Genomic DNA, 24,947 nt, shown 5'->3' with positions numbered 1-24,947 from the left:
TGCCGAATCCGGTCGCAGACTATTGGCGAACCTTCTAAGAGGAGAGCGACGATCGCCGGCAGGCGGGACGTGCGGGATTGGGGGCGCTCGGGTGAGCGGCAACCCGGTGCACAGGAGCATTCTGGCCGTCGACCTGGAGAACTCGACGGGGGCCTTTCGCACGAATCCGATCAAGGAAGCGCTGCGGAGCCAGATCTACGGCCAGCTGAAAGAGGCCATGGCACGCACCGGCATCGACGACCGGTGGTGCGATCCCTTCGAGGACCGGGGAGACGGCGTCCTCGCGCTGTTCCAGCCGGTCGACGAACTGCCCAAGACCTATCTGCTGTCCCGGCTCGTCCCCCGGCTCGCCCGCCAGCTCGCCGACTACAACGAGGCGTTACCGGCGGCGGAGCGCCTGAGCAGGAGCATGCGGCTGCGGGCCGTGGTGCACGCCGGAGAGATCCACCAGGACGAGAACGGTCCGTTCGGAGAGGCCATCGACCTGGCGTGCCGCCTGCTGGACGCCCCGAAACTGAAGAAATGCCTGCGGACGAGTAGTGCACCTCTCGTTCTGGTCGTCTCTGAGGACATCTACTGGGGAATCGTCAAACACGGTTACGACGGCATATGCCCTGCGGAGTACCGACCGGACGTGCGAGTGTCGGTCGCCGCGCGCCGCCGCCAGGGATTCGTTCACGTGCCGGAGATAACGGCGGCGGTCGAGAGCCGGCCAATGGCCATCGCATGACCGGGTTTCCCGCCATAATGGCTCAGCCGGTCTCGTCGGAGGTGCCATGTCGGTTGAGGTGGCCGCGTTGCGGGTGGGGGCATCGGTGGCGCGGCTGGCCGTGGGACGGTGGCTCGCCGGGCGCTCCACGCGTGACGCCGCTGGCAAGGACCTCACCGAGCTGATCAGGACGGGATTCCCGGACGAACTCAAGCGGCGGCGCGTCCAGCGGCAGTTCGAGGGCATCGCCGACGCGGTCGCCGAGCGGCTACTGACGTTCGCGGGTAACGAGTTCGGCGGGCTCACGGACGGCGACCGCGACGCCGCGTTGTTCGAGGTCGTCCGCACCCTGGAGAACGCCGACCTCTCTGATGACGCCTTCTTCGCGGCGGACGCCGACCCGGTGAAGCTCGCACGAGGTCTTCGGTCGCGGCTCCCGGCGCGGCGGGCGGAGTTCGAACTGGGCGAGGCGGGCGCGCACCTTTACGAGGTCGTCCTCGACGAATGCTGCGACTGCCTGGCACGCATCGTCGTTCACCTGCCGGAGTTCGGCCCACGCGCGTCCGCCGAGATGCTCGGACGTCTCAGCGGGCTCGCCGAGCAAGTCGGGACCGTCCTGGCCCGGCTTCCGGCGCGGACGCTCACCGCGCCCGAAGGCGTGGCCGACGACGAGGAGTTCACCCGGCGGTACCTCGCGTCAATCAGCGAATCACTCGACACGCTGGAACTCTTCGGCGTCCGGTTCGAGCGGTTCATGCGCCCGCAGACGACGTTGAGCGTCGCCTACATCAGCCTGAACGTGTCTGATGAGAGCGCGCGCAGGCGCCCCCGGGCGCCGCAAGCCGTGCCGCTCAGCGAATGGCGCGACCAGGTGCGAACGGGGGCCGTCCGCGTCGAAGCCGCCCTGGGCGACCATCGGCTGATGTTGCTACGTGGTGAGGCGGGCGGCGGCAAAAGCACCCTGCTGCGCTGGATCGCCATCACGGCGGCGCGCGGTTCCTTCACCGGGCCGCTCGGCGAATGGAACGGCTCCGTGCCGTTCCTCATCAAGCTGCGCAGCCATGCGGGCGGCGCGCTGCCGCGTCCGGAAGAGTTCCTCGATGACGTCGCAGGCAACCTCGCCGGGATCATGCCGCGCGGCTGGGTGCACCGCCGGCTGTTGTCCGGGCGGGCATTGCTGCTTGTGGACGGCGTCGACGAGGTGACGAGCGGCCAGCGCCAGAACGTCCGGCAATGGTTGAAGCGGCTCGTCACCGAGTTCCCCGGCATCCGCGTCATTGTCACGTCGCGCCCGGCCGCCGCCGCGTCCGACTGGCTCCAAGCCGAGGGCTTCGCCACGGCCTTCCTGGAACAGCTCGCTCCGGCGGACGTGCGGACGCTCGTCCAGCACTGGCACAACGCCGTCCGCGACTGTGCCGACATCCCGTGCACGCCGGAGCGGCTGCCCGCCTACGAGGCCCGGTTGCTGGCGCGCCTGGAGGCGGCCCCTCACCTGCGGACTCTCGCGTCCAGCCCCTTGCTCGCCGCGATGCTCTGCGCGCTCAACCTCGACCGCGAGGCACTCCCCCGCAACCGCATGGGCCTCTACACGGCCGCACTCGACATGCTGCTGGAGACACGGGACACCAAACGCGGCATCCCGAGCGTCCTCGAACGCGACCAGAAGATCCGGATCCTGCAGGACATCGCCTGGCAGCTGTCGACCAGCGCCCGTGTCGAACTTCCCAAGGGGATGGTCGAGCGGCTCGTCGCCGACCGGCTCGCTTCGATGCCACAGGTCCGCGTCCCGGCTGCGCAGGTCTTGGACGAGCTGCTGCAGCGCAGCGGCGTCCTCCGCGAACCGGTGCCCGGACGCATCGATTTCGTCCACCGGACCGTGCAGGAGTACCTCGCCGCCAAGCAGGCCGCCGACCTCGGCGACATGGACCTCCTCGTCCAGAACGCCCACCGCGACACCTGGCGCGAGACCGTCATCATGGCCGCCGGCCACGCCAACGAACCCCTCCGCTGCGAACTGCTCACCGGCGTCCTGAGCCGCGCTCGCACGGAGAAGCGACGCGCCCGCGCCTTGAAGCTGGTGGCGGTCGCCTGCCTGGAGACGCTCCCGTCCGTCCCCGACGACCTGCGCGAAGACCTCGACCGCTGCCTGGACGACCTCATCCCGCCCCGCGACGAAGCCTCCGCCCGCTCCCTCGCCACCGCAGGCGAACCCGTCCTCCGCCGCCTCCCCGAGACCCTGGACGGCATTCCCGCCGGGGCCGCGAGGGCGACGATCCACACGGCCGCCTTGATCAACGGCCCGGAAAGCCTGGACGTCCTCGCCCGTTACGGCGCCGACCAGCGTCCGAAGGTCTGGATGGCGCTGAACGATGCCTGGCAGTACTACGACCCCGGGGAGTATGCCGAGCGGGTTCTCGCCTCGCTTCCCGACGGCGCCGGACTTTCAGTGGACGACTCCGCGCCCCAACTCGCTGCGCTCGCGGCCGTCCCTCCTCTCTCCAGAATCTCCGCCTGGTTGGACCGGCCGAGCGATCTCGGCTTCCTCAGCCGTCATGCCGCCTCACTCCGCAAGCTGGCCTTGCTGTCGGACGACCCCTTCTTCGACCCCTGCCTCCTTCCCCCGCTGCCCAGACTCCGTGAGCTGGAGATCCGAGCACCGGGGATGACCACTCTGCGATTCCTGGACGCGCTTCCCGACCTGGCGATGATCTGGCTCAGCGCATGCGAACACATCGAGGACTTCACGCCCCTCACCCGCCACAAGCGGGTCCGGCTCCTCTCTGTCAGCGGTGGAGTGCATCTGAAGAGCTTGGAATCCCTTCCGCCGCTCCGGGAGGTTCAGGCGCTGTCGCTCGGTCAGACCGACCTCGACTGCGGGCTGGCCGATGTCGTCGAAGCGGCCCCGCAGGTGCGGGGTCTGATCCTCGACCGGTGCACTTGGGTGGACGATCTGAGCCCGCTCAACCGGCTCCCGCTGACATGGCTCATATTGCAGCAGTGCGAGGCCGCGGCGGACATCTCCGTGTGCGCGGGGCTCAGGCGCCTGCGGGAACTCGTCCTCCGCTCCACTCCGGTCGCCGACCTGACACCGCTCGCCAGCCTCCCATTGCTGTCGGAGTTGGTCCTGGCGAACTGCCAGGAGATCCGCGACCTCACCCCGCTGGCCTCCCTGCCGCGGCTCGAGTCGCTGGATCTCACGGGAGCCGCGCCAGGGCTCGATCTCGCCCCGCTCCGCCAGAACCGGAAACTCACGGTCCGCATCGCCGCGGGGCAGGAGGTGCGGGGCGGCGAGGTGTTGGGGCGGCGGTTGAAGGTCTCCTGAGGGCGTCCGTCCGTCCGCGCCGAGCGGAGGGCGGACGGTTACGGAAAGTTGTCGGGAAATTTCGGCATACGGGCGATGAGTTCTTTGTAGTGCCCTGGTCTGCCTGTGCGTCCGCTTCGGAGCGCCGCGGGAAGGGGGAGACCTCGATGTCGGATGCGTCACACTGTGTTGACCTCGAGTGCGGTCGAGGTCGGAGGCTGGACGCCGGGGAGCAGCGCAGACCCCGGCCAGAGTGTCGGACCCCCCTGGAATAGTCCCGAAGGCCGCGAAGTTTACTCGTTCGCGAAAGTGTCAGTCTCTGCAGTATTTTGCTGCGGTATCCCCGAGAACGTTCCCACGGTCCCTGCGTGCCCGCGTGCACGGGCCCTGACGATTGGAAGAGAGTTGACCGCTCCCGCGTCTTCGCAGACGGCGGACGGCCCGCTGGAGGACTCTGCCCCCGGAGGCGGGCTGGACCGCGGCGTGCTCGCGGTGGCCATGTGCGTCGTCCTCGGCGCGATCATGTCCATCCTCGACGTCACGGTCGTCAACGTCGCGATCAATGACCTGACCAAGGAGTTCGACGCCCCGCTGGCCACCATCCAGTGGGTGGCGACCGGGTACACCCTCGCGCTGGCCACGGTGATCCCGATCACCGGCTGGGCGGCGGCGCGGTTCGGCACCAAGCGGCTCTACATGATCTCGATCGGGCTGTTCGTGATCGGCTCGATGCTGGCCGGGCTGGCCTGGTCGGCGAGCTCGCTGATCGTGTTCCGGGTGCTGCAGGGCCTCGGCGGCGGCATGATCATGCCCGCCGGCATGACGATCCTGACGCAGGCCGCCGGCCCGAAGCGGGTCGGCCAGGTGATGAGCGTCGTCGGCATCCCGATGCTGCTCGGCCCGATCCTCGGCCCCATCCTCGGCGGCTGGCTGGTCGACGACGTGTCGTGGCGGTGGATCTTCTTCATCAACCTGCCGATCGGCATCGTCGCGCTGTTCATGTCCGCGCGGATCCTGAAGCGGGACGAGCCGCAGCGCGGTGAGCGCCTCGACATCCCCGGCCTGATCCTGCTGTCGCCCGGCCTCGCCGCGCTGATCTACGGCCTGGCCAAGGGCGCCGAGCTGAAGGACTTCACCAAGCCGGAGGGGCTGATCCCGACGGTGATCGGCGCCGTCCTGGTGATCGGGTTCGTGTTCCGGGCGCTGAACGCCAAGAGCCCGCTGATCGACCTGCGGCTGCTCAAGCGCCGCTCGGTGCTGGCCGCGTCCGGCACGATGGTGCTGTTCATGGCGGCGTTCATGGGCGCGATGCTGCTGCTCCCGCTGTACTACCAGACGGTGCGCGGGCAGGGCGCCCTGCACTCCGGCCTGCTGCTGGCCCCGCAGGGCCTCGGCGCGATGGTCACCATGCCGATCGGCGGCAAGCTGACCGACCGGATCGGCCCCGGCCGGGTGGTCCTGGTCGGCCTGGTCGTGGTGGTGCTGTCGGTGGCGGGCTTCGCCGCGATCCTGGAGGCCGACACGTCCTTCTGGGCGCTCGGCGGGGTGCTGTTCGTGATGGGCCTCGGCATGGGCATGACGATGATGCCGACCATGGCGGCGGCCATCCAGACCCTGCAGCACGACGAGGTCCCGCGGGCCAGCACGATGCTGAACATCATCCAGCAGGTGTCGACGTCGCTCGGCACCGCGCTGATCTCGGTGCTGCTGGCGAACAAGCTGGCGTCGAACCTCAAGCCGTTCGGCGGCGGCGGCAACGCGAACTCGCAGGGCCCGGTCCCGAAGGCGGTCATGGACAAGATTGGCGGGCCGATGGCGGACGCGTTCCAGCACACCTACTGGTACGCGGTGGCGCTGCTGGCGCTGGCGTTCATCCCGGCGCTGCTCCTGCCGCGCAAGCGGCCGGACACCACGGCGGCCGCGGAGAAGGCCGAAGTGCCGATCGCGATGCACTAGGACGTCCCAGACGTCCGAGAAGCCCCGGTTCGGGAACCTGGGTTCCCGGGCCGGGGCTTTCGCCGTCCGCGGGCCTCTCAGCGCCGTCCATGGACGGTTCCAACGCCGCGGTCAGGCGGTCGCCGCGCTCTGGTCCTTCCAGTACTCGTCGCGGAGCAGGCGCTTGTAGAGCTTGCCGGTGGGGTGGCGCGGGAGCTCGGCCCGGAAGTCGACGGAGCGCGGGCACTTGTAGTGGGCGAGGTGGTCGCGGCAGTAGGCGATCAGCTCGGCCTCCAGGTCGGGGCCCGCGTCGGCCATGGACGCCGGCTGGACGACGGCCTTGACGGCCTCGCCCATCTCGGTGTCGGGGACGCCGAACACCGCGACGTCGGCGACCTTGGGGTGCACCGCGAGGACGTTCTCGGCCTCCTGCGGGTAGATGTTCACCCCGCCGCTGATGATCATGTAGGAGCGGCGGTCGGTGAGGTAGAGGAAGCCGTCCTCGTCGACGTGGCCGATGTCGCCGAGGGTCGTCCAGCCGTGCCCCCAGGGGTCGCGGGACGCGTCGGTCTTGGCCTGGTCGCCGTGGTACTCGAACGACGGGCCGCCGCCGAAGTACAGCGTGCCGGGCGTGCCCGGGGGCTGCTCGGCGCCGTCCTCGTCCAGGACGTGGACCTCGCCGAGGATGGGGCGCCCGACGGTGCCCTTGTGCGCCAGCCAGTCCTCGGAGTTGGTGTAGACGAAGCAGTTGCCCTCGGTGCCCGCGTAGTACTCGTGCAGGATCGGGCCCCACCAGTCGATCATCCGCTCCTTGACGGGGACGGGGCAGGGCGCGGCGGCGTGCACGGCGCACGCGAGGCTCGTCAGGTCGTACTTGGCGCGGACCTCGTCCGGGAGCTTCAGCATCCGGATGAACATGGTCGGCACCCACTGGCTGTGCGTGACGCGGTACTTCTCGATGGCGGCGAGGGCCTGCTCGGCGTCGAACTTCTCCATCACCACGACGGTGGCGCCGCACCGCTGGAAGATCAGCGAGTAGCGCAGCGGCGCGGCGTGGTACAGCGGCGCCGGGGACAGGTAGACCGAGTCCTCGCCGGCCCCGAACAGCCCGGTGATGAGCATGTAGAGCGGTCCGGCGGTGCCCATGGGGGCCTGGGTGAGCGGCGGTTTGACGCCCTTGGGACGGCCGGTCGTCCCGGAGGAGTAGAGCATGTCCGAGCCTTCGCACTCGTGCTCGATCGGCTCGGCCGGGTGCGCGGCGACGCGTTCCTCGTAGGAGTCGTAGCCCGGTGCCGTGCCGCCGAGCATGAGGCGCAGCGGCACGTCCGGCGGGTCCTGCGCGGCGGCCTCCATGGCCGCGCTGGTGATGAAGGCCTTGGCCTCGCAGTTGCCCACGATGTAGGCGAGCTCCTCGGGCTGGAGCCGGGAGCTGATGGCGGTGTAGTAGAGCCCGGACCGCTGGGCGGCCCAGGCGATGGCCAGGTAGAGCGGGTGGTTCTCCAGCATGAACGCGATGTGGTCGCCCGGCCGGAGCCCTTCCGCGTGGAGCAGCTGCGCGAGCCGGTTGGACGCGTCGTTAAGTTCCCGGAAGGTGACGACCCGGCCGGAGCCCGCCATGATCACGGCGGGCTTGTCGGGCGTCTGTGCGGCTACGTGCCCCAGGTGCATGGCCGCACGTTACCGGCCCGGACGGGCGAATGGAATCCCGTTCGGTTTATTGGACGGTCAGACCAGCATGTGGTCGAAGTCACCGTCCTTGGCCCCGCCCACGAACGCCTCCACCTCCTCGCGCGTGTAGACGAGCACGGCCCCCTCCGGGTCCCGGGAGTTGCGCACGGCGATCTCCCCGTTCGGGAGTTCGGCCATCTCGACGCAGTTACCGCTGGGATTGCTGCGCCGGCTCTTCTGCCAGACCAGCCCGTCGCGCCAGTCCGGCATCTGGTGGCCGTTCATCGTTTGTGCCCCCTCAGGCGTCTCAGCCTCCCCCGACGGGAAGGCCGCGATCTCGCCCCACCCCACACCATGGTACGAGATGCACGTGCATTCGTTCTTGCATTCGTTCATGCAGACGGTCTTGCATCTGCACGACTTGGGGAGCAAGATAGCGAACGCTCGCCGGTACCGACCCAGCACGCCTTCGAGGTTCGAGAAATGACCGTTGACCAGGCAGACGACATCGCGGCCCACGCCGCCATGGGCGGCCGCGGACCGCGGCACGCCGTGCACGCGCCCTGGCCGGACGCCCCGCAGGAGCCCGCGCGCCCGAACGCTCCCGCGAGCGCCCCGGTGACCCCGCCCGGGCTGGCCGGCCTGTGGCCCGCCGCGTACGCCGGCACCCCCCGCACCGCCCGCCGCGTCCTGCCCGCCGAGATCACCGCGCCCCGCACGGCGCGCGAGTTCACCCAGGCCACGCTGCGCGAGTGGGGCCTCGGCGAGGGCGCCGAGGACGTGGTGGTCGCCGTCTCCGAACTGGTGACCAACGCGCTGCGGCACGGCCTGGAGGGGCTTCCTCAGCCGCTGCCGCTGTGCCCGATCCAGGTCGTCCTCGTGGGGCACCCGCGGCGGCTCGTCGTCACGGTGACCGACCCGGGGGCGCGCGCGCCCGAGGCGCTGCCCAACGACCCGGACCGCTTCATCGAAGGCGGCCGGGGCCTGCTCGTCGTGGGCGGCGTCAGCGACGCGTGGGGCTGGGCCCGGCTGTCCACCGGCGGGAAGGCCGTGTGGGCCTCCTTCGACCTGCGGGTCAGCCCTCCGCGACGCTGACCGGCGACGGCACCGACCGGACCGGGCGCTCCAGCTCGCTGAGGAAGTCCTGCGCCCAGCGGTCCACGTCGTGCTCGATGACGCGGCGGCGCATCGAGCGCATCCGCCGGGCCTGCTCGGCGGGCTCGGCGCCGAGGGCGGCCAGCAGCGTGCCCTTCAGCCCGTCGATGTCGTAGGGGTTGACCTGGAAGGCGCCCCGCTTCAGCTCGGCGGCGGCGCCGGCGAACTCGCTGAGCACGAGCGCACCGCGCAGGTCGCGGCGGCAGGCCACGTACTCCTTGGCCACCAGGTTCATACCGTCGCGCAGCGGTGTGACGACCATCACGTCCGCCGCCAGGTAGAGCGCGGTCAGCTCGGAACGGTCATACGAGCTGTGCAGATAGTGGATGACCGGAAACCCGATCTCGCCGTACTCGCCGTTGATCCGGCCGACCTGCTGCTCGATCTCCTCGCGCAGCAGCTGGTACTGCTCCACCCGCTCCCGGCTCGGCGTCGCGATCTGCACGAACACCGCCTGGCCCGGCTTGAGGTGGCCGTCGCCGAACAGCTCGCCGAACGCCTGCAGCCGCTGGGTGATGCCCTTGGTGTAGTCGAGCCGGTCGACGCCGAGCAGCACCGTCGCGTCCCCGAGGTCGCCGCGGATCTCCTGCGCGCGCTCGACCACCTCGGGCCGCCCGACCAGGTCGTTCAGCTCGCCGACGTCCACCGAGATGGGAAACGCGCGGGCCCGCACGACCCGGTCGTCCCAGAACACGTCCTGCTTGGAGTAGCGGGTGTCCAGCAGCCGCCGGCACAGCCGGACGAAGTTCGCCGCCGCGCCGGGCAGCTGGAAGCCGACCAGGTCCGCGCCGAGCAGCCCCTCGAGGATCTGCCGCCGCCAGGGCAGCTGCCAGAACAGCTCGACGGGCGGGAACGGGATGTGCAGGAAGAAGCCGATGCGCAGGTCGGGGCGGAGCGCCCGCAGCATCGCCGGGACGAGCTGGAGCTGGTAGTCCTGCACCCAGACGATCGCGCCGTCGGCCGCGACCTTCGCCGCCGCCTCCGCGAAACGCCGGTTCACCCGCACATAGGCGTCCCACATGGCCCGATCGTAAACGGGCGGGGCGACGACGTCGTGATACAGCGGCCACAGCGTGGCATTGGAGAAGCCCTCGTAATAGAGCGCGACCTCCTCGGCGGACTGCGCGATCGGATGGAGCGACATGCCGTCCTCTTCGAACGGGTCGAGCTCCTCGCCGGGCGCGCCCGTCCAGCCGATCCACGTGCCGTTCCTGCGCCGCATCACCGGGGCGATGGCGCTGACGAGCCCGCCGGGGCTGCGCCGCCACGCCGGAACCCCGTCCGCCCCGACGCTCCGGTCCACCGGAAGCCGATTGGCCACCACAACGAACTCACTACCGCGCGACACCAGCGACCCGCCTCTCCAGGAACTCTCGGTCATCACCATGCCCAGAAACGGTCATCGGGAACATTGTGTCACTTCGACGTAAAGACCCGGTGACAGCAAAGCGGGATGTCAGGGAGGCGGGGCGCCCAAGCTCCGGTTTTGGACCGGACCATATCCCTTTCCAGGCTGGTGACGGTTGTTTACCGGAAAGTCACCTTCCCTGTACGTCGCACAAGAAAAGTTGCGTAGATCACACTGACGCGGGACGGCCGGCCACGGCCCGCAGGCGCAGATGCCCGCCCGGCGCCTGCGGAACCGCCTGATAACGGCCTTCTAGAGCGCTTCCCAGTACTGCGAGCTGGGCCCACACGACGCGCATGGCGTTCGCCTGGGCGCGCGCGGGCACCGGGGCGCCTCCGTAGGCGCCGACGCGGGTCGGTTCATGGAGCACCCGGAGCATCGTCTGAGCGCCCGGTTCGCGCGTGCAGTACAGGTCGATGCGGACGTCCCGAGGGTCGACGGCCGCGGGTTCCGCTTCGGGGAGGACGGTGACGTGCGCGGTGCCAGGGCCGTCCGCGGTGCGCACCGCCCGGGGCCCGCCGCCGTCCTTAAGGACGGACCAGGGGCCGGGCCCCTCCTCCCCCGCCGTGATGCCCAGCATCGCCCAGTGCGGCGGCGGGTCGTTGTAGAGGTGCTCGACGTGCCAGCCTCTGGCCCGGGCGTCCTCCTGGTAGGCGTCCACGACGGCCTGGACGGGACGATGACCGCCCGTCTCCGCGTCGATCAGCACGATCACGTCGTACGGGTCGAAGGGATCGCGCGCGGCGACGGCGGCGGCCAGGTCCGCGCGCAGGGACGCCGCCTCCCGCTCGATCCGGTCTCCCTCGGCGCGCCAGGCGGGGTCGGCGCGCCAGGCGGGGTCGGCGGCCAGATCGCGGACGTCGCGCAGATCGTCCAGGAGCGCGCGAAGGCGCAGCGCGTCCTCGTTGAGCGGCCGTAGTGCCGCTGCGCAACGGCGCAGCCTGCGCGCGCGCCGGAAGTCCCTGTGGACGCGGGGGTCGGCCAACTGCGCCTCCAGTGCGGCGTATTCGGCCGTCACCGCCTCCCACGCGTCCATGGCGCCATCCTCGCAACGCGGCGGCCCCTGCGCACGGGAACCGCGCGCAGGGGCCGATACGGGACGGATCAGACGCGTGCGGGCTCCCGTCCGGGGACCTCGGTTCCGCTGCGGCGGGTAAGGCGGCTCCAGAGCGCGGCGTCGAGCGAGAACCGCCCGCCGCCGGCGAGGGCGAACAGCAGCGCGGCGGCGCCGAGCATCAGGACGTACTCGTAGCCGCCCTTCTCCGAGAACAGGCCGTGGTCCTTGTGGACGAACCAGAACGCGCCGGCCATGTCCACGGCGATCAGCACGCCGGCGACGGGGAGCAGGACGCCGAGGACCAGCGCGACGCCGCCGGCCAGCTCGACCCAGGTGCCGAAGTAGGCCGACGCGCCGGGCATCGGGATGCCGAGCCCGTCGAACTGGGCGGCGACCGCCGCGTGGCCGGTGTCGTGCAGCTTCTGCCAGCCGTGCGCGATGAAGATCGCGCCGAGGGCCAGCCGGCCGATCAGCAGTCCGGCGTCGGGCAGCAGGGGATGGCGTCGGGCGGGGAGCATGCCGGTCCTCCGGTGTCTCTCTCGTCGGTGGTTAAAAGTTGAACAAACCTGACCGTAGCAGAGGTCGTTCAAATTCAGACCATCTAGAAACTTCAATCCGAATCCAGGTCAACTAGAATCACCCCATGACGGACGCGGGGGACGCCCTGGACCCGGCCGAGCTGCGCGCCTGGACGGCCTTCCTGGCCGCCGGCCACCTGCTCGACCACGAGATCGAACGCCAGCTCAAGCGGGACGGCGGGCTGTCGCACGCCGAGTTCGAGGTGCTGGTGCGGCTGCACCGGGCCGACGGCGGCCGGCTGCGCATGTCCGACCTCGCGCGCGAGGTGATGATCTCCAAGAGCCGGCTCACCTACCAGATCACCCGGCTGGAGCGTGCCGGGCTCGTCAAGCGGACCGGCTGCGAGTCCGACCGGCGCTCGGTGTGGGCGGAGCTCACCGAGGACGGCGCCGCGACCCTCGACCGCGTCCGCCCCGGCCACCGCGGCGTCGTCCGGGAGGCCCTCATCGACGTCCTCACCCCCGCGGAGATCGAGGTGCTCGGGGACGCCCTGACGCGCGTCGGCGCCCGCCTCCGCGCCCGCTGAACCGCACCCGGGGGCACGGTGCCCGACCCCTGGGAGGGGTTTCCTGGGCGGGGCGACGCTGGAACGCTCGGTTCCATGCGGGACTTCGGCGGGATCGTGGAGCGTGCACCGGCGCGGGTGGTGCGGCCGGGCGGCGCTGACGAGGTCGCCGAGGCGCTCCGGGAGGCGCGCGCCCGGCGGTTGGACGCGGTCCCCCGCGGGTGCGGGCACTCGACGTTCGGCCAGTCGCTGACCAGCGGGCTCTGCCTCGACATGCGGGGCCTCGCGGGCGTCGAGGACGTCACGCCCGGGCACGCGGTCGCCGGTGCCGGGACGACGTGGCGCGAGGTGCTGGCCGCGACGCTCCCCCACGGTCTCGTCCCGCCCGTGCTGACCGACTTCCTCGACGTCACCGTCGGCGGGACGATCTCGGCGGGCGGCGTCGGCGGCACGTCCCACCTGCACGGGACGCAGGCCGACCACGTCCTCGCCCTCGACGTGGTGGACGGCGGACGCGTCGTCGCGTGCTCACGCGACGTCCGGCCGGAGCTGTTCGACGCGGTGCGGGGCGGGCTCGGCCGCAACGGCGTGATCACGAGCGCGACGCTGCGCCTCGTCCCGGCCCCGGAACGGGTGCTGACCTGCACGATCCCGTGCCGGGACGCGGCCGGTCTGCTGCGCCTGCAAGGCGAGATCGCGGCCGACGACATCTCCGGCCAGGCCAAGCCGTCGCCGGACGGGTGGCGTTACGAGATCAAGGCGACCCTGTACGGGGACGGCCCCGTCCCGCCGGGCACGACCGAGACCGAGGAGCTGCCCTTCCTCGCGTTCGCCGACCGCATGCGTCCCGACGTCGAGGAGCTGGTCGCGCTCGGCGAGTGGGCGCGGCCGCACCCGTGGGCCATGGTCTTCCTGCCGCGCGACCGGGCCGCCGGCGTCATCGAGACCACGCTCAAGGAGATGGCGCCGCGCGACCTCGGCCTCAGCGGCGTCGTCCTGGTCAAGGCGCTGCGCGTCGGGCACGTGCCGCTGCTCGCCGCGCCGCCGGAGCCGGTGCTGTTCAGCGTGCTGAAGACCGCCTCACCCGGGTCCGCGCCCGTCGCGGAGATGCTCGCGGCCAACCGCGCGCTGCTCGACCGGGCCCGCGCGGCGGGCGGCACCGCCTACCGGGTCGGCGCGATCCCGGATTGATTTCGGCCCGCGCGATGAGTTTCGGGCGGCCCGCTGGTCTACCCGCGATGTCGATCCACACGACGCGGCGCGGCGGGCCGCGGGGGCCCCGCCGCGGAGCCGCGCCGGACGGTCACGCGACGACCGGATAGGCCGACTGGAACGCCAGGCGGCCGTCCGCGCCCGCGGCGAGGCGGTCGCAGGCGTCGTCGAGGTCCATGAAGACCTCCCACTTCTCGGCGCCGGACGCGGCGGCCAGCACGTCCACGACGCGCTGCTCCAGGCCGGGCACGCGCTTGGCCTTCCAGACCTTGTCGGCGAGGCTGACGAGCAGGTCGTCGGCGCCGATGCCGGGGCCGTCCCAGGACGCGTGGGTGCGGGCGAACCGGGCCAGCCGCTCCTCTACGCCACGTTCGCGGAGCAGCGCGTGGCCCGCCGCCTCGTGCCGCGATCCGGGCCCGGACAGCTCGTCCGGGTGCAGGGCCTTGCCGATGTCGTGGGTCGCCGCGCCGAACAGGACGGCATCGCCGTCCACAGCGAGGGCCGGGTAGCGGCCCACGACCCAGGCGAGGAGTTCGGCGGCGACGTCGTGGACGGCGCGCAGATGCGCCGCCAGGCGGGGCGGCGCGTCCAGGTCCTCCAGCAGCCGCGCGGCCTCGTCCGGCAGCGGGCGCGGGCCGGGGTCGGTGAGGGCGCGGCGCAGGGCGTCGGACGGCACGGCTACTGCGCCAGGGCGATGACCTCGGCGCCGGGCAGGCCCGCCAGGGCCTTGCCGGGCAGCAGGACCTTGGACTTGCGCAGGCCGCTGCCGATGACGACGCTGGGCGCGGCGGCGACCGCCTCGTCCACCAGGACCGGCCAGCCGGCGGGCAGGCCGACCGGGGTGATGCCGCCGTACTCCATGCCGGTGAGCGAGGTGGCCTGGTCCATCGGCGCGAACGAGACCTTGCGGGCGCCGAGGTGCTTGCGGACGACGCCGTTCACGTCGGCGCGGTCCGTCGCGAGGACCATGCACGCCGCGTACGTCACCTCGCCGCCGCGCTTGGCCGCGACGACGACGCAGTTCGCGCTGGCCTCCAGCGGCACGTCGTAGCGTTCGCAGAACGCCGCCGTGTCCGCGAGTTCCGGATCGATCGCGGCGGCCTCGGCGTCCGGGACGCCGCCGATCGCGGCGGCCACCGGGTCCGCCAGCAGGTCCGCCCGCCCGGCGGCCGGTTCCCAGTCGAGCTTGCCGACCATGGTCGTCTCCTCCCGTGTCACCGGCTCTCAGGAGCCGAGGTAGCGCAGCACCGCCAGCACGCGGCGGCTGTAGCCGGCCGCGTGCGACAGGTCCAGCTTGTCGAAGATCGCGTTGACGTGCTTCTCGACCGCGCTCTGCGAGACGTGCAGGTGCGCGGCGATCGAGGCGTTCGTGTGGCCCTGGGCCATGTGGTCGAGGACGTCCCGCTCGCGCGGGGTCAGCCGCGACAGCGGGTCGGCGTGCGTGCTGTGCGCCAGCAGCCGCCGCACCACCTCCGGGTCGAACGCGGCCCCGCCGGCGCCGACCCGGTCGAGGGCGTCCAGGAACTCCTCGACCTGCGCGACCCGGTCCTTCAGCAGGTACCCGACGCCGGTGGTGTCCGCGGTGATCAGCTCGGTGGCGTAGCGCTTCTCGACGTACTGCGACAGGACGAGCACGCCGACGGCGGGCCACCGGCGGCGGATCTCCAGCGCGGCGCGCAGGCCCTCGTCGGTGTGCGTCGGCGGCATCCGGACGTCCACGACGACGACGTCCGGCGGGCTGCCCGCGACGGCGGCGATCAGCGCGTCGCCGTCGCCGACGGCCGCCGCGACCTCGTGGCCCTCCTCGGCGAGCAGCCGCACCAGGCCCTCGCGCAGCAGCGTGGAGTCCTCGGCCAGCATCACCCGCACGGCAGCTCCGCGGTGATCACGGTGGGGCCGCCGGGCGGGCTGTGCACGGCGAACGTCCCGTCCAGCGCGGCGACCCGGCGGGCCAAGCCGGCGAGCCCGCCGCCGGACGGGTCGGCCCCGCCGGTCCCGTCGTCCTCGATGCGCACGCCGATCATTGTCCCGGATCCGGCGACCTCCACGCGTACCCGTCCGGCGCCGGAGTGCTTGGCGGCGTTCGTGACGGCCTCGCAGACCACGAAGTACGCGGCGGTCTCGACCGCGTGCGGCGGGCGGCCCGGCACGTCGTAGCCGATCGTCACCGGCACCGCGGACCGCTCGGCGACCGACTCCAGCGCGGCCCGCAGCCCCTCGCCGTCGAGCGCCGCCGGGTAGACCCGCCAGGTGACCTCGCGCAGGTCCTCCAGCGCCCGCTGCGACTCCTCGTGCGCCTGTCTCAGCAGCTCGGACGCCCTCTCGTGGTCGCCGGCGCGGCGCGCGCGGCCGATCAGCATGCCGAGCGCGACGAGCCGCTGCTGGACGCCGTCGTGCAGGTCCCGCTCGATGCGGCGGCGCTCGTCGTCGACCGCGTCCACGACCTCCGCGCGGGTGACGGAGAGCTGCGCGATCCGCCGCTCGTACTCGGCGAGGGGGCTCGGGCCGAGGCAGCGGCGCGCGACCGCCCGCTCCAGCGCCGCCACCCCGACCAGCCCCTGGACGGCCAGGAACAGCAGGACGATCCCGGCGACGCCGGTGTACAGGACGATCCACCAGGTCGGCGGGATGCCGTCCAGGTAGCGGCCGGTCACCCACCAGCCGAGCGCCAGCTCGGCGGCCGCCGCGGCGCCGTAGCCGATCAGGCCGAGGATGACCCCGCCGAGCAGCCCGACCGGCACCCGCAGGACGAGGTAGGCCAGCGCGCGCAGCGGGCCGTACTCGGCGGCGCCGGCCTCGCCGAGGAACGCCAGCCGGCGGCGCTCCAGCTCGGTGAGGCGGCGCGCGCCGTCCGCGACGACGGCCGGCACGGCCCGCTGCCCGCGGGAGAACGCCAGCGCGTACGCCATCAGCAGCGCCGCGGCCGCGAGCAGGACGAGCTCCACGACGGCGGTGACCGCGCCGAGCAGCAGGCCGGCCACGGCCCGCGCCGCCGCGACGGCCGGCGCGCGTGGGCCGGAGCGGCGGGCGGGCGGCGGATCAGAGGATGCGGTCACGTTCGAGTTCTCGGTGGGGGCGCGCGGGCGTGCCGCGGTGCCGTCCACCGCGGGACTTCACGATACGCACCGCCAGGAACGCCGCGACCGCGACGGCCACGACCGCGACCACCGCCTTGGAGTACACGCCGACGAGGTCCTCGACGGCCGTCCAGTTGTCGCCGAGCCAGTAGCCGGCCAGCACGAACACCGTGTTCCACAGCAGGCTGCCGAGCGCCGTGTAGAGCAGGAACGCCGCCATCCGCATCCGCTCCAGCCCGGCCGGGACGGAGATCAGGCTGCGGAAGATCGGGATCATCCGGCCGAAGAACACCGCCTTGCCGCCGTGCCGGGCGAACCAGGCCTCGGTGCGGTCGAGGTCGGCGAGCTTCACCAGCGGGAGCCGCGCGACCAGCGCGCGGATCCGGTCGCGGCCGATCAGCGCGCCGACCCCGTAGAGGGCCAGCGCGCCCGCCACCGAGCCGAGGGTCGTCCACACCAGCGCGGCGGCCAGGCTCATCCGGCCCTGCGCGGCGGTGAAGCCGGCGAGCGGGAGGATCACCTCGCTCGGCAGCGGCGGGAACAGGTTCTCCAGCGCGATCGCCGCCCCGGCGCCGGGCGCGCCGAGCTGCTCCATCAGGTGCGTCGCCCACCCGGTCACGCCGCCGGACGGCTCGGTCCCGGCCGCCGCGGACGCCATCGCGTACGTCGTCTCGATCATGCCTTCGACGCTAGGAACGGGACGTGCGCGCCACCATGGAGCGCACCGCCGACCCGTCCGGACGCGCACCGCAGGCGCGCCCCTGCGGAAAACCGCACCCCGTGCCAGGACGGGCCGGGCAAAGCCGCGAAAACCCCGCCGGGCACGGCGGATCGGCCTAATCTTGGGCCATCTCGTTCCGCCCCGCAGGCGTTCGACGCGGGGTCCAACAGAAGGAGCCGCACGCGTGGCCGACGAACTCCCGGAGAGCGCGCCTCCCGGCATCGACACCTCCACGCCGACGTTCGCCCGGGTGTACGACTACTTCCTCGGCGGCAAGGACAACTTCGCCGCCGACCGGGAGGTGGCCGACATGGTGATGCAGCTCGTCCCGGAGGCGCCGGTCGTCGCGCAGGGGAACCGGGTCGCGATCGGGCGCGCGGTGACGTACCTGGCGGGCGAGCTCGGCATCGACCAGTTCGTCGACATCGGGTCGGGGCTCCCGACGGCGTCCAACGTGCACCAGTTCGCCCGGTCGGCGAACCCGGACGCGCGCGTGGTGTACGTGGACAACGACCCGATCGTGCTGGCGCACGGCCGCGCGCTGCTCACCGAGCAGGGCGTCGCCACGTTCATCCAGGGCGACCTGTACGAGCCGGAGAAGATCTTCGCCGACCCGGCGCTGACCGGGCTGATCGACCCGGGCCGGCCGGTCGGGCTGATCCTCGCCGCGATCATCCACCACGTCCCGGACGAGCGGGACCCGGCGGCGGTCGTGCGGGCGCTGCACCCGTTCCTGCCGGCGGGCAGCCACGTCGTGCTGACGCACCTGCACGACGCGGGCGACGACCCGCGGGTCGAGGAGGCCAAGCGGATCCTGCAGTCGGGGCTCGGCGGGTCGTACTTCCGGCACTCGTCGCAGATCGAGCGCTTCATGGACGGGCTGACGATCCTGGAGCCGGGCGTGGCGAACGTGACGGAGTGGCGCCCGAACGGTCCGAAGGGCCCGCTGGAGCACCCGCTGCACAGCCAGATGGTGGCGGTGATGGGACGCAAGGACTGATCATCGGGTGAGGCCCGGGCACGGCGGCGGAGAGGGGCCGGATTCAGCGGAGAGTGAAACCGGCGGCGTCGCCCGCGCGGCCTCCGCGACGCTCGGACGCCCCGATTCCGCAGGCCGTGCGGGTTCCGGACGGTGCCCGGGCCGGGTTTCGGTCCCCGTGCCGATCATGGTCCAGGCGAAGATTCTTTTCTGATCGACTTTTCCGTTAAGAGCCTTTCTTGTACCGTTCGCAGGGTTTTGTGAAGTGAATTCATGATCGGACTTTCCCGCCACAAGATCATGTAAGGACGCCGCGATGCCCCTGGCGACTGGCCTGGCAGCGGCCGCGCTCCTCGGCCTGCTGACCCTGCTGGCCACCGCGCGGCGCGCCGGGCGCCGACACCGCCCGCGCGACGAGCACCCCGAGTCGCTGACGGCCGTGCTCGCCCCCGGAGAGGAGGAGTACCTGGCCTGGCTGGCCGACCACCACTGGCCGGGCGACGAGTACCTCGACCTCGAGCACGAGTGGCGGGACGAGCTGGGCCTCCCCGACCCGGCCGAGCAGCCGCTGTGCCCGCGGTGCGACCGGCGCTGCGAGGACGTCTGGCCGTGCCCGACCTGCGGGCGCCTGCTGCACTCCTCGTGCGGGCACGGGATGCGGCGCCGGTGGGTCGACCGCCCGTACCGGGCGCACGGGATGAACTCCGAGGCCGTCATCGCCGAGTGGATCTGCACGGGGTGCCTGTCGGTCGTCGGGCTCGACGTCGACCACGGCGGCGAACCGGACGAGGGGCTTCTGCGCTGAACGTCCCGATGTGCCCCATCTTGTCCGGCGGCACACGCGACGAACGGTAAAGAATCCCTCAATCACTTGCATATTTCGGACGAACGGCGGCAGGCTTCCACTATGTCCTTAATCACAGGGACGTCCGTGGAGGAACCCGTGACCGATCAACGCGCCCCGTCCTGCCCGCACCAGCCGCCGTGCCCCCGGCCCGACGCGCTGGACCGCGAGGCCGCCCGCACCGTCGCCGCCCACCCGGAGCAGGGCTGGAGCCTGCTCTGCAACGGCATCGTCGTCTTCGAGGACACCGGCGAGCTGCTGCCCGACGGCCGCGTGATCGCACCGCACCGCCCGACGACCGCCGCCTAGCGCCGCGCCGCGGCCCGCGGGTCCCCGCGCCTCCTCCCCGCATCCCGCCCGCGAGGCCGCCGCGCTCCGGCGATCAGGCCGGCCCGATCCTGATCGGGACGCCGTTCAGCCATGCCATCCCGGCCAGCGGCTCCAGGTCCGCCGGATCCGGCGACGCGAGCACGTTGACGTTCGCGCCGCCCGCCGCGTTCGCCGTCCGCCAGCCGCCCCGGTGCCCCCACCCGTGCGGGACCGCGACGGTGCCCTCGGTCATCTCGTCGGTCACCAGCGCCGGCACCTCGATCGTCCCGTGCGGCGAGGTGATCCGGCACGGCGCGCCGTCCTCGATCCCGTGCGCCGCGGCGTCCTTCGGGCTGATCCGCGCCGCCTGGACGCGCCCGCCGCGCATCAGCGCGGGCGAGTTGTGCATCCACGAGTTGTGCGAGCGCATCTCCCGCAGGCCGATCAGCCGCAGCGGGAAGCCGTCCGGCGGCTCCGGCGCCCCGGCCAGCCGCCGCACCTCGGCGGCGATCTCCGGCGGGGCGAGATGCACCCGTTTGTCCTTGTGCAGGATGCGGCGCCGCAGCGTCCCCGTCCGCTGATGCTCGGCGAGGACGATGCCGTGCGGCGCCTTCCGCAGCCTGCGCAGGCTGAGCCCGCCGCCCTTGCCGATGAGTCGGCGCAGGCCGTACCAGTCTCCCTCCGGGCCCGTGCGCAGCAGCGCGTCCGCCAGGGAGCGCGGCGACGGCCGGACGCCCAGCCGGTGCGCGAGCCGCTGCAGCGGGAACGCGCCGACCCCGATCCCCATCCGCCGGGCCAGCGCGTCGATGATCTCCCACTCCTGGCGGGCCTCGCCGCGCGGCGCGACGACCGGCTCCGTCCACGTCACGTACGGCGTGAGATGGTTCTGCAGGAACGGCAGCGGGAGGTCCTCGCGCTCCAGGAACGTGGTCGCCGGCAGCACGTAGTCGGCCTTGCGGCCGGTGTCGGTGACGTACAGGTCGATGGTGACGAGCAGGTCCAGCTCGTCCAGCGCCCGGCCGAGCGCCTCGCCGCCCGGGACGCTCAGCGCCGGGTTGCCGCCGGAGACGATCAGCGCCCGGAGCCGTCCCGGGCCCGGCGTGGTGATCTCCTCGGCCATCACCCCGGCCGGGAACGTGCCGAGGATGTCCGGATATCCGCCGACCCGTGAGCGGGCCTTGCCGTAACTGGCGAGGCCGGACAGCCGGAGGATCTGGTCCAGCCACAGCGGCGCGGCGCCGAAGACCGCCCCGCCCGGACGGTCCAGGTTGCCGGTCACCAGCGTCACGGCGTCGATGAGGAACGCGGTCAGCGTCCCGTGCCGGCCGAGGCAGGTGCCCGTCCGGCCGTACACGACGGCCCGCTCGGCGCGCGCGAGATCGCGGGCCAGCTCCCGGACGGCCGCCGCCGGGACGCCGCTGCGGGCCTCGGTCTCCTCGGGCGGGAAGCCGCCGGCGAGCGCCCGCAGCTCGCCGGCGCCGGACGCCCGGCGCGCGCAGGCGTCCCGGTCCTGCAGCCCCTCCTCGAAGATCACGTGGAGCATCGACAGCAGCAGCCAGGCGTCCCCGTCCGGACGGACCGGCAGATGCTCGTAGGCGCGGGCCGTCTCGGTCCGACGCGGATCGGCGACGACCACCCGGCCGCCGCGCGCCACGATCGCCGACAGGTCCTCGCGGATGCGCGGCGCGGTGATCAGGCTGCCGTGCGACACCAGCGGGTTAGCGCCGAGCATCAGCAGCAGGTCCGTGCGCTTGAGGTCGGGGATCGGGACCAGGACGGGCGCCCCGTACAGCAGCGCGCTCGCCGCGAACCGGTTGTTCACGTCCTGCGACCCCGCCGAGTACAGGTGCGGCGACTTCAGCGCCGCCATGAACCCGTTGAGCCACAGCGGATGGCTGTAGGAGAACGTCGCCGGGTTGCCGAAGTACCACCCGATCGACGACCCGCCGTGCTCGCGGCGCAGGGCGTTCAGCCGCGCGGCGATCCCGCCGAGCGCCTCGTCCCAGCTCACCCGCTCGAACTCGCCGTCCGGACGGCGCCGCAGCGGATGCAGGACGCGGTCCGGGTCGTTCTGCACCTCGGTCATCGCGATGCCCTTCGGACAGGCGAAGCCCTTCGACAGCGGGTGCTCCCTGTCGGGGCGGATCCGGACGACCGTCCCGTCCTCGACGGTGGCCTCCAGCCCGCACAGCGGCTCGCAGATCCGGCAGTAAGTGGTCACTGACGCCATGCGTCCGATTGTGCCACCGTCACCTGATCACGTGCCGGTCGTATCCGAGCGCGACCAGCTCCTCGTACGCCGCCCACACCGCCGCCGGGACCGGCATCGGCACCTGGAACCCCCGCTCGGCGTACACCTCCATCCGCTGGAGGTCGCCCACCATCAGCTCGATGAACCGGCGCTCGTCGTCCCCCGTCCCGTACGCCTCGTACCCGAGGTCCGGGCAGGCGGCGATCCAGTCCACTCCGGGCCACTGTTTGCGCGCCGTGGCCAGCGCCCGGCGGGTCATGTACGGCTTGGCGACCAAAATCCCGCTCCGCAGATCGAGCCGTCCGTCAAGCAGCCGTCTGGTCGCGGTGATGTTCTCCCCCGTGTTCGTGGCGGTCTCCTCGAGCAGCAGAGCCCCGTCCGGGACCCCGTGCTCGCGCGCCACACGTGCGAAGACCTGCGCCTCCGTCTCCGTCCACGCCGAGGTGATCTTGCCGCGCCCGCCGGTGACGACCACCACCGGAGCCCATCGCGCACGCCAAAGCCTCGCCGCGTGCGCCGCCACCCGCGTGTCGTGGCACCCCAGGGCGAGGATCGCGTCAGCCTTGGAGAGGGGGCCGGTGAGCACCAGGTGGTCCCAGACGACGCGGGCCAGCTCGCGGGCCCGCGCGTCGACCGCTCCGTGAGACTCCACCGCGCCATTGTCTCCGGCGGCCCGCATGTCGGCTCCCATCCGATAGGTCGTCCAGGTAGCGTTCAACTGTTTTGCTACTTACGTAAGAATCATGTGGAACTCGACCGCGAAAGGACGGGGTGGTGTCGTGATCACAGTCCTGGTCCTGGTGTCAGTGGCCGCCCTGTTCGGCCTGTGCCTGCTCCGTCCCGCGGCGCCCGCGGCCCCGGACGAGCCGCCCGCCACCGAGCCCGCCACGTCCACGGAGCCCGCCACGCCCACCGAGACCGCGGCGGCCGCCGACCCCGGCGGCGTCCACCCCGAGTCCATGACCGCCGAACTCGACCCGGGCGACGAGGAGTACCTCGCCTTCCTCGCCAACGAGCTCTGGCCCGAGGACGAGTACCTCGAACCCGAGCACACCACCGACGGCGAAGAAGAATCCGGCGGCAGCGACATGCTCCTCTGACCGCCCCGCCCGCTCCTTGTGAACCGCGACCGGGCCTGAGCCGTCCCTGATAGGTCGAGCGCTCCCCTCGACGGGTCCACGACCGCGGCGGACTCGGGGGCGCCTCGCCGAGCGGCTCCTCGTACCGCCCTGAGGCGACGTTGCGAGGAAGCGATGACGGTGCAGGACATCCCGCGCCCGGACTATATCGGCGTCGAGGTGGACGCCGGTGACGCGGAGCAGGCCCTTCGCGTGCTGCGGCTGTTCCTCCGGGACGGCGAGACGGTGCTCGCGCTCGCGACGACCGTCAAGGCGCTCCCGACGCTCACCCACATCGCCGTCACCGACCGGCGGATCCTGGGCTTCTCCGCCGCCGACCTCGCCAAGGAGGGCCCGCGCCAGGAGAGCTCCATCGCGACGGTCGCCGCCGTCGAGATGCGGATGTCGTACAAGCAGCGGTGGTTCTTCGTCGTCACCGACCGGGCGGGCGACGAGACGGACTTCGGCGACGTGCACGACCGCGACGCGCCCCGGCTCTCCCGGATCGTCCAGGATCTCGTCCGGCCGGAGGCCCCGCTGCGGCCGGCGGCCCCCGCAGCGGCACCGCCCCCACCGGCGGCGCCCGCCGCGGGACCGCAGTGGCCCGCCGGCGTCGCGGCACCGCCGCAGCCCGCCGGATGGCTGTACAACCCGCCGCCGACCTGGCCCGCACCACCCGCCGGCTGGACGCCGCCGCCCGGATGGATGCCGGACCCGAGCTGGCCGCCCGCGCCGCCCGGCTGGCAGTTCTGGACACCCGCCGCACCGCCCCCGCCGCTCCCGGCCGCCCCGCCCACGCCGCCGCCAACGCCGCCCATGGCCGCCCCGCCCACACCGCCCGGGCCTGCACCGGCGCCGTCCGCGCCGCCGCCCGCCGGAGGCAGGGGCATGGCGCCGTTCGGATCCCGCAAGCAGCGGATCGAGGAGCTCGAAGCCGAGAACGCCGAGCTGCGCGGATGGCTGGACCGGCTCGGCGGCCTGGACGCGCCCCAGGTGGCGGCGGAGATCGAACGGCTGCGCGGCGAGGCCGCCGAGGCCGGGCGGAAGCGCGACAAGCTCCGCGCCGACCTGCGCCGGCTGCGCGGCTCGGTCGTGGAGACCGAGGACCTGGTCCTGCTCCAGGAGGCTGGCGTCTACGAGTACCAGCATCCGCTCGCGGACGTCGTCGCCTACAAGGCGGAACTCGCCAAGGTGAAGGACAAGATCAAGGCCATGGCCAGGACGGGGAAGGCGGTCGTCGGCGCGACGAACTGGACGGTGAACGGATCGGCCGCACAGGGCGGCAAGATGGTGCGCGACTTCTCCAAGCTCATGCTGCGCGCCTACAACGCCGAGGCCGACAACCTCGTCCGGACGATGCGCCCTTACAAGCTGCAGTCGGCGATCGAGCGGCTCGACAAGAGCGCGCAGACGATCGAGCGGCTCGGGAAGACCATGGACATCAGGGTCAGCCGGGAGTACCGGGCGATCCGCGTCAAGGAGCTGAAGCTGACCGCGGACCATCTGGCGAAGGCGGAGGAGGAGAAGGAGCGGGTCCGCGCCGAGCGCGAGCGCCAGCGGGAGGAGGACAAGGCCCGCAAGGAGTTCGAGCGGGAGAAGGCGCGCCTGCTCAAGGAGCGTTCGCACGTGGAGTCGGTGCTCGCCCGCATGGAGGCGAGCGGGGACACCGCTGGAGCGGCCGACCTGCGGGCCAAGCTCGCCGACGTGGAGTCGGCGATCTCGGACGTGGAGGGCCGCGCCGCGAACGTCCGCGCCGGCTACGTGTACGTGATCTCCAACATCGGCGCGTTCGGCGAGCGGATGGTGAAGATCGGGATGACGCGGCGGCTGGAGCCGATGGACCGGGTGCGCGAGCTGGGCGACGCGTCGGTGCCGTTCCGGTTCGACGTCCACGCGCTCATCTTCAGCGACGACGCCGTCGGGCTGGAGAACAGGCTCCACCAGGAGTTCGCCGAGCGCCGCGTCAACCAGGTCAACCTTCGCCGGGAGTTCTTCTACGCGACGCCCGCCGAGGTGCGCGAGGCCCTCGAGCGCATCGCGGACAATCACCTGCTCGAGTACAACGAGGTGCCCGAGGCGCTCGAGTACCGCGCCGGCAAGAAGGGCTGACCGCCTCGGT

23 protein-coding genes are annotated in these 24,947 nt (G+C 72.3%); 11 read left to right on the top strand and 12 right to left on the bottom strand.

Going from position 1 to position 24,947, the window contains the following annotated elements; genetic code table 11:
* Positions 1-91 precede the first annotated feature (91 nt).
* The 3 genes from AB0C78_RS00685 to AB0C78_RS00675 all read left to right on the top strand — a co-directional run bounded on the left by AB0C78_RS00685 (position 92) and on the right by AB0C78_RS00675 (position 5,966).
* Positions 92-730, top strand: a complete 639-nt coding sequence (locus AB0C78_RS00685; RefSeq protein ID WP_360740155.1) for a hypothetical protein — start codon at positions 92-94, stop codon at positions 728-730.
* Positions 731-776: 46 nt separating this feature from the next.
* Positions 777-4,031 carry an NACHT domain-containing protein gene (locus AB0C78_RS00680; protein ID WP_360740152.1) on the top strand — a complete coding sequence of 1,085 codons (3,255 nt, stop codon included), beginning with the start codon at positions 777-779 and terminating at the stop codon, positions 4,029-4,031.
* Between the two features lie 384 nt (positions 4,032-4,415).
* Positions 4,416-5,966, top strand: coding sequence for a DHA2 family efflux MFS transporter permease subunit (locus tag AB0C78_RS00675; RefSeq protein ID WP_360740150.1), 1,551 nt, complete (start codon positions 4,416-4,418; stop codon positions 5,964-5,966).
* A 111-nt stretch (positions 5,967-6,077) separates the two neighbouring features.
* Here AB0C78_RS00675 and AB0C78_RS00670 read toward each other — a convergent pair whose 3' ends face one another.
* Positions 6,078-7,613 carry an acyl-CoA synthetase gene (locus AB0C78_RS00670; RefSeq protein WP_360740147.1) on the bottom strand — a complete coding sequence of 512 codons (1,536 nt, stop codon included), beginning with the start codon at positions 7,611-7,613 and terminating at the stop codon, positions 6,078-6,080.
* Between the two features lie 57 nt (positions 7,614-7,670).
* Complete coding sequence (locus tag AB0C78_RS00665; protein WP_151541974.1) at positions 7,671-7,898, bottom strand: DUF397 domain-containing protein; 228 nt, start codon at positions 7,896-7,898, stop codon at positions 7,671-7,673.
* Between the two features lie 198 nt (positions 7,899-8,096).
* Here AB0C78_RS00665 and AB0C78_RS00660 point away from each other — a divergent pair, with 198 nt between their 5' ends.
* Complete coding sequence (locus AB0C78_RS00660; protein ID WP_360740145.1) at positions 8,097-8,708, top strand: ATP-binding protein; 612 nt, start codon at positions 8,097-8,099, stop codon at positions 8,706-8,708.
* Here AB0C78_RS00660 and AB0C78_RS00655 read toward each other — a convergent pair.
* The 3 genes from AB0C78_RS00655 to AB0C78_RS00645 all read right to left on the bottom strand — a co-directional run bounded on the left by AB0C78_RS00655 (position 8,689) and on the right by AB0C78_RS00645 (position 11,751).
* Positions 8,689-10,116 (bottom strand): trehalose-6-phosphate synthase, encoded by a 1,428-nt coding sequence (locus AB0C78_RS00655; RefSeq protein WP_360740143.1) that lies wholly within the window; start codon positions 10,114-10,116, stop codon positions 8,689-8,691. The two genes, AB0C78_RS00660 and AB0C78_RS00655, sit on opposite strands and share 20 nt — an antisense overlap.
* Before the next feature lie 229 nt (positions 10,117-10,345).
* Positions 10,346-11,212 (bottom strand): PCRF domain-containing protein, encoded by an 867-nt coding sequence (locus AB0C78_RS00650; RefSeq protein WP_360740140.1) that lies wholly within the window; start codon positions 11,210-11,212, stop codon positions 10,346-10,348.
* A 68-nt stretch (positions 11,213-11,280) separates the two neighbouring features.
* Positions 11,281-11,751, bottom strand: coding sequence for a DoxX family protein (locus tag AB0C78_RS00645; RefSeq protein WP_360740137.1), 471 nt, complete (start codon positions 11,749-11,751; stop codon positions 11,281-11,283).
* Between the two features lie 125 nt (positions 11,752-11,876).
* On the opposite strand from AB0C78_RS00645, the gene AB0C78_RS00640 reads away from it, so the two are divergent.
* Together AB0C78_RS00640 and AB0C78_RS00635 are read left to right on the top strand one after the other, a co-directional pair.
* Positions 11,877-12,338, top strand: a complete 462-nt coding sequence (locus AB0C78_RS00640) for a MarR family transcriptional regulator (RefSeq protein WP_360740134.1) — start codon at positions 11,877-11,879, stop codon at positions 12,336-12,338.
* 75 nt (positions 12,339-12,413) lie between these two features.
* Positions 12,414-13,508 (top strand): FAD-binding protein, encoded by a 1,095-nt coding sequence (locus AB0C78_RS00635; protein WP_360740132.1) that lies wholly within the window; start codon positions 12,414-12,416, stop codon positions 13,506-13,508.
* 112 nt (positions 13,509-13,620) lie between these two features.
* On the opposite strand, the gene AB0C78_RS00630 is transcribed toward AB0C78_RS00635, so the two are convergent.
* Genes AB0C78_RS00630 through AB0C78_RS00610 form a run of 5 tightly spaced genes read right to left on the bottom strand, consistent with a single transcriptional unit; the run spans position 13,621 to position 17,285 of the window.
* A complete protein-coding gene (locus tag AB0C78_RS00630; protein ID WP_360740129.1) occupies positions 13,621-14,205 on the bottom strand; it encodes an HDIG domain-containing metalloprotein in 585 nt (194 codons plus the stop codon).
* A 2-nt stretch (positions 14,206-14,207) separates the two neighbouring features.
* Positions 14,208-14,726 carry a YbaK/EbsC family protein gene (locus AB0C78_RS00625; protein ID WP_360740125.1) on the bottom strand — a complete coding sequence of 173 codons (519 nt, stop codon included), beginning with the start codon at positions 14,724-14,726 and terminating at the stop codon, positions 14,208-14,210.
* 27 nt (positions 14,727-14,753) lie between these two features.
* Positions 14,754-15,398: a response regulator transcription factor gene (locus AB0C78_RS00620; RefSeq protein ID WP_360740122.1), complete on the bottom strand. Its 645-nt coding sequence runs from the start codon at positions 15,396-15,398 to the stop codon at positions 14,754-14,756.
* Positions 15,389-16,585 carry a sensor histidine kinase gene (locus AB0C78_RS00615; protein WP_360740119.1) on the bottom strand — a complete coding sequence of 399 codons (1,197 nt, stop codon included), beginning with the start codon at positions 16,583-16,585 and terminating at the stop codon, positions 15,389-15,391. The genes AB0C78_RS00620 and AB0C78_RS00615 overlap by 10 nt, the downstream gene beginning before the upstream one ends.
* The gene (locus AB0C78_RS00610) at positions 16,569-17,285 is read right to left on the bottom strand and encodes a DedA family protein (protein ID WP_360740116.1); all 717 of its coding nucleotides are present in this window, start codon (positions 17,283-17,285) and stop codon (positions 16,569-16,571) included. Before AB0C78_RS00610 ends, AB0C78_RS00615 begins: the two co-directional genes overlap by 17 nt.
* Positions 17,286-17,511: 226 nt before the next feature.
* Here AB0C78_RS00610 and AB0C78_RS00605 point away from each other — a divergent pair, with 226 nt between their 5' ends.
* The 3 genes from AB0C78_RS00605 to AB0C78_RS00595 all read left to right on the top strand — a co-directional run bounded on the left by AB0C78_RS00605 (position 17,512) and on the right by AB0C78_RS00595 (position 19,459).
* Positions 17,512-18,327 carry an SAM-dependent methyltransferase gene (locus AB0C78_RS00605; protein ID WP_151541964.1) on the top strand — a complete coding sequence of 272 codons (816 nt, stop codon included), beginning with the start codon at positions 17,512-17,514 and terminating at the stop codon, positions 18,325-18,327.
* 295 nt (positions 18,328-18,622) lie between these two features.
* A complete protein-coding gene (locus AB0C78_RS00600; RefSeq protein ID WP_360740113.1) occupies positions 18,623-19,111 on the top strand; it encodes a hypothetical protein in 489 nt (162 codons plus the stop codon).
* Positions 19,112-19,249: 138 nt separating this feature from the next.
* Positions 19,250-19,459 carry a DUF5999 family protein gene (locus tag AB0C78_RS00595; protein WP_190858671.1) on the top strand — a complete coding sequence of 70 codons (210 nt, stop codon included), beginning with the start codon at positions 19,250-19,252 and terminating at the stop codon, positions 19,457-19,459.
* A gap of 73 nt (positions 19,460-19,532) precedes the next feature.
* Here the strand turns inward: AB0C78_RS00595 and AB0C78_RS00590 are convergent, their stop codons facing one another.
* Both AB0C78_RS00590 and AB0C78_RS00585 read right to left on the bottom strand, forming a co-directional pair.
* A complete protein-coding gene (locus tag AB0C78_RS00590; RefSeq protein ID WP_360740110.1) occupies positions 19,533-21,689 on the bottom strand; it encodes a molybdopterin-dependent oxidoreductase in 2,157 nt (718 codons plus the stop codon).
* Between the two features lie 19 nt (positions 21,690-21,708).
* A complete protein-coding gene (locus tag AB0C78_RS00585; RefSeq protein WP_360740107.1) occupies positions 21,709-22,362 on the bottom strand; it encodes a YdcF family protein in 654 nt (217 codons plus the stop codon).
* Positions 22,363-22,489: 127 nt separating this feature from the next.
* On the opposite strand from AB0C78_RS00585, the gene AB0C78_RS00580 reads away from it, so the two are divergent.
* Both AB0C78_RS00580 and AB0C78_RS00575 read left to right on the top strand, forming a co-directional pair.
* Entirely contained in the window at positions 22,490-22,810 is a 321-nt protein-coding gene (locus AB0C78_RS00580; RefSeq protein ID WP_360740104.1) for a hypothetical protein, read from the top strand.
* Positions 22,811-22,963: 153 nt separating this feature from the next.
* Positions 22,964-24,937, top strand: coding sequence for a DUF4041 domain-containing protein (locus AB0C78_RS00575; protein ID WP_360740102.1), 1,974 nt, complete (start codon positions 22,964-22,966; stop codon positions 24,935-24,937).
* Positions 24,938-24,947: the final 10 nt, after the last annotated feature.

This window comes from Actinomadura sp. NPDC048394, assembly GCF_040651755.1.
GTDB lineage: Bacteria > Actinomycetota > Actinomycetes > Streptosporangiales > Streptosporangiaceae > Spirillospora > Spirillospora montaniterrae.
The sequence above is the reverse complement of the archived record's forward strand: the minus strand, read 5'-3'. Positions and strand labels throughout refer to the sequence as shown.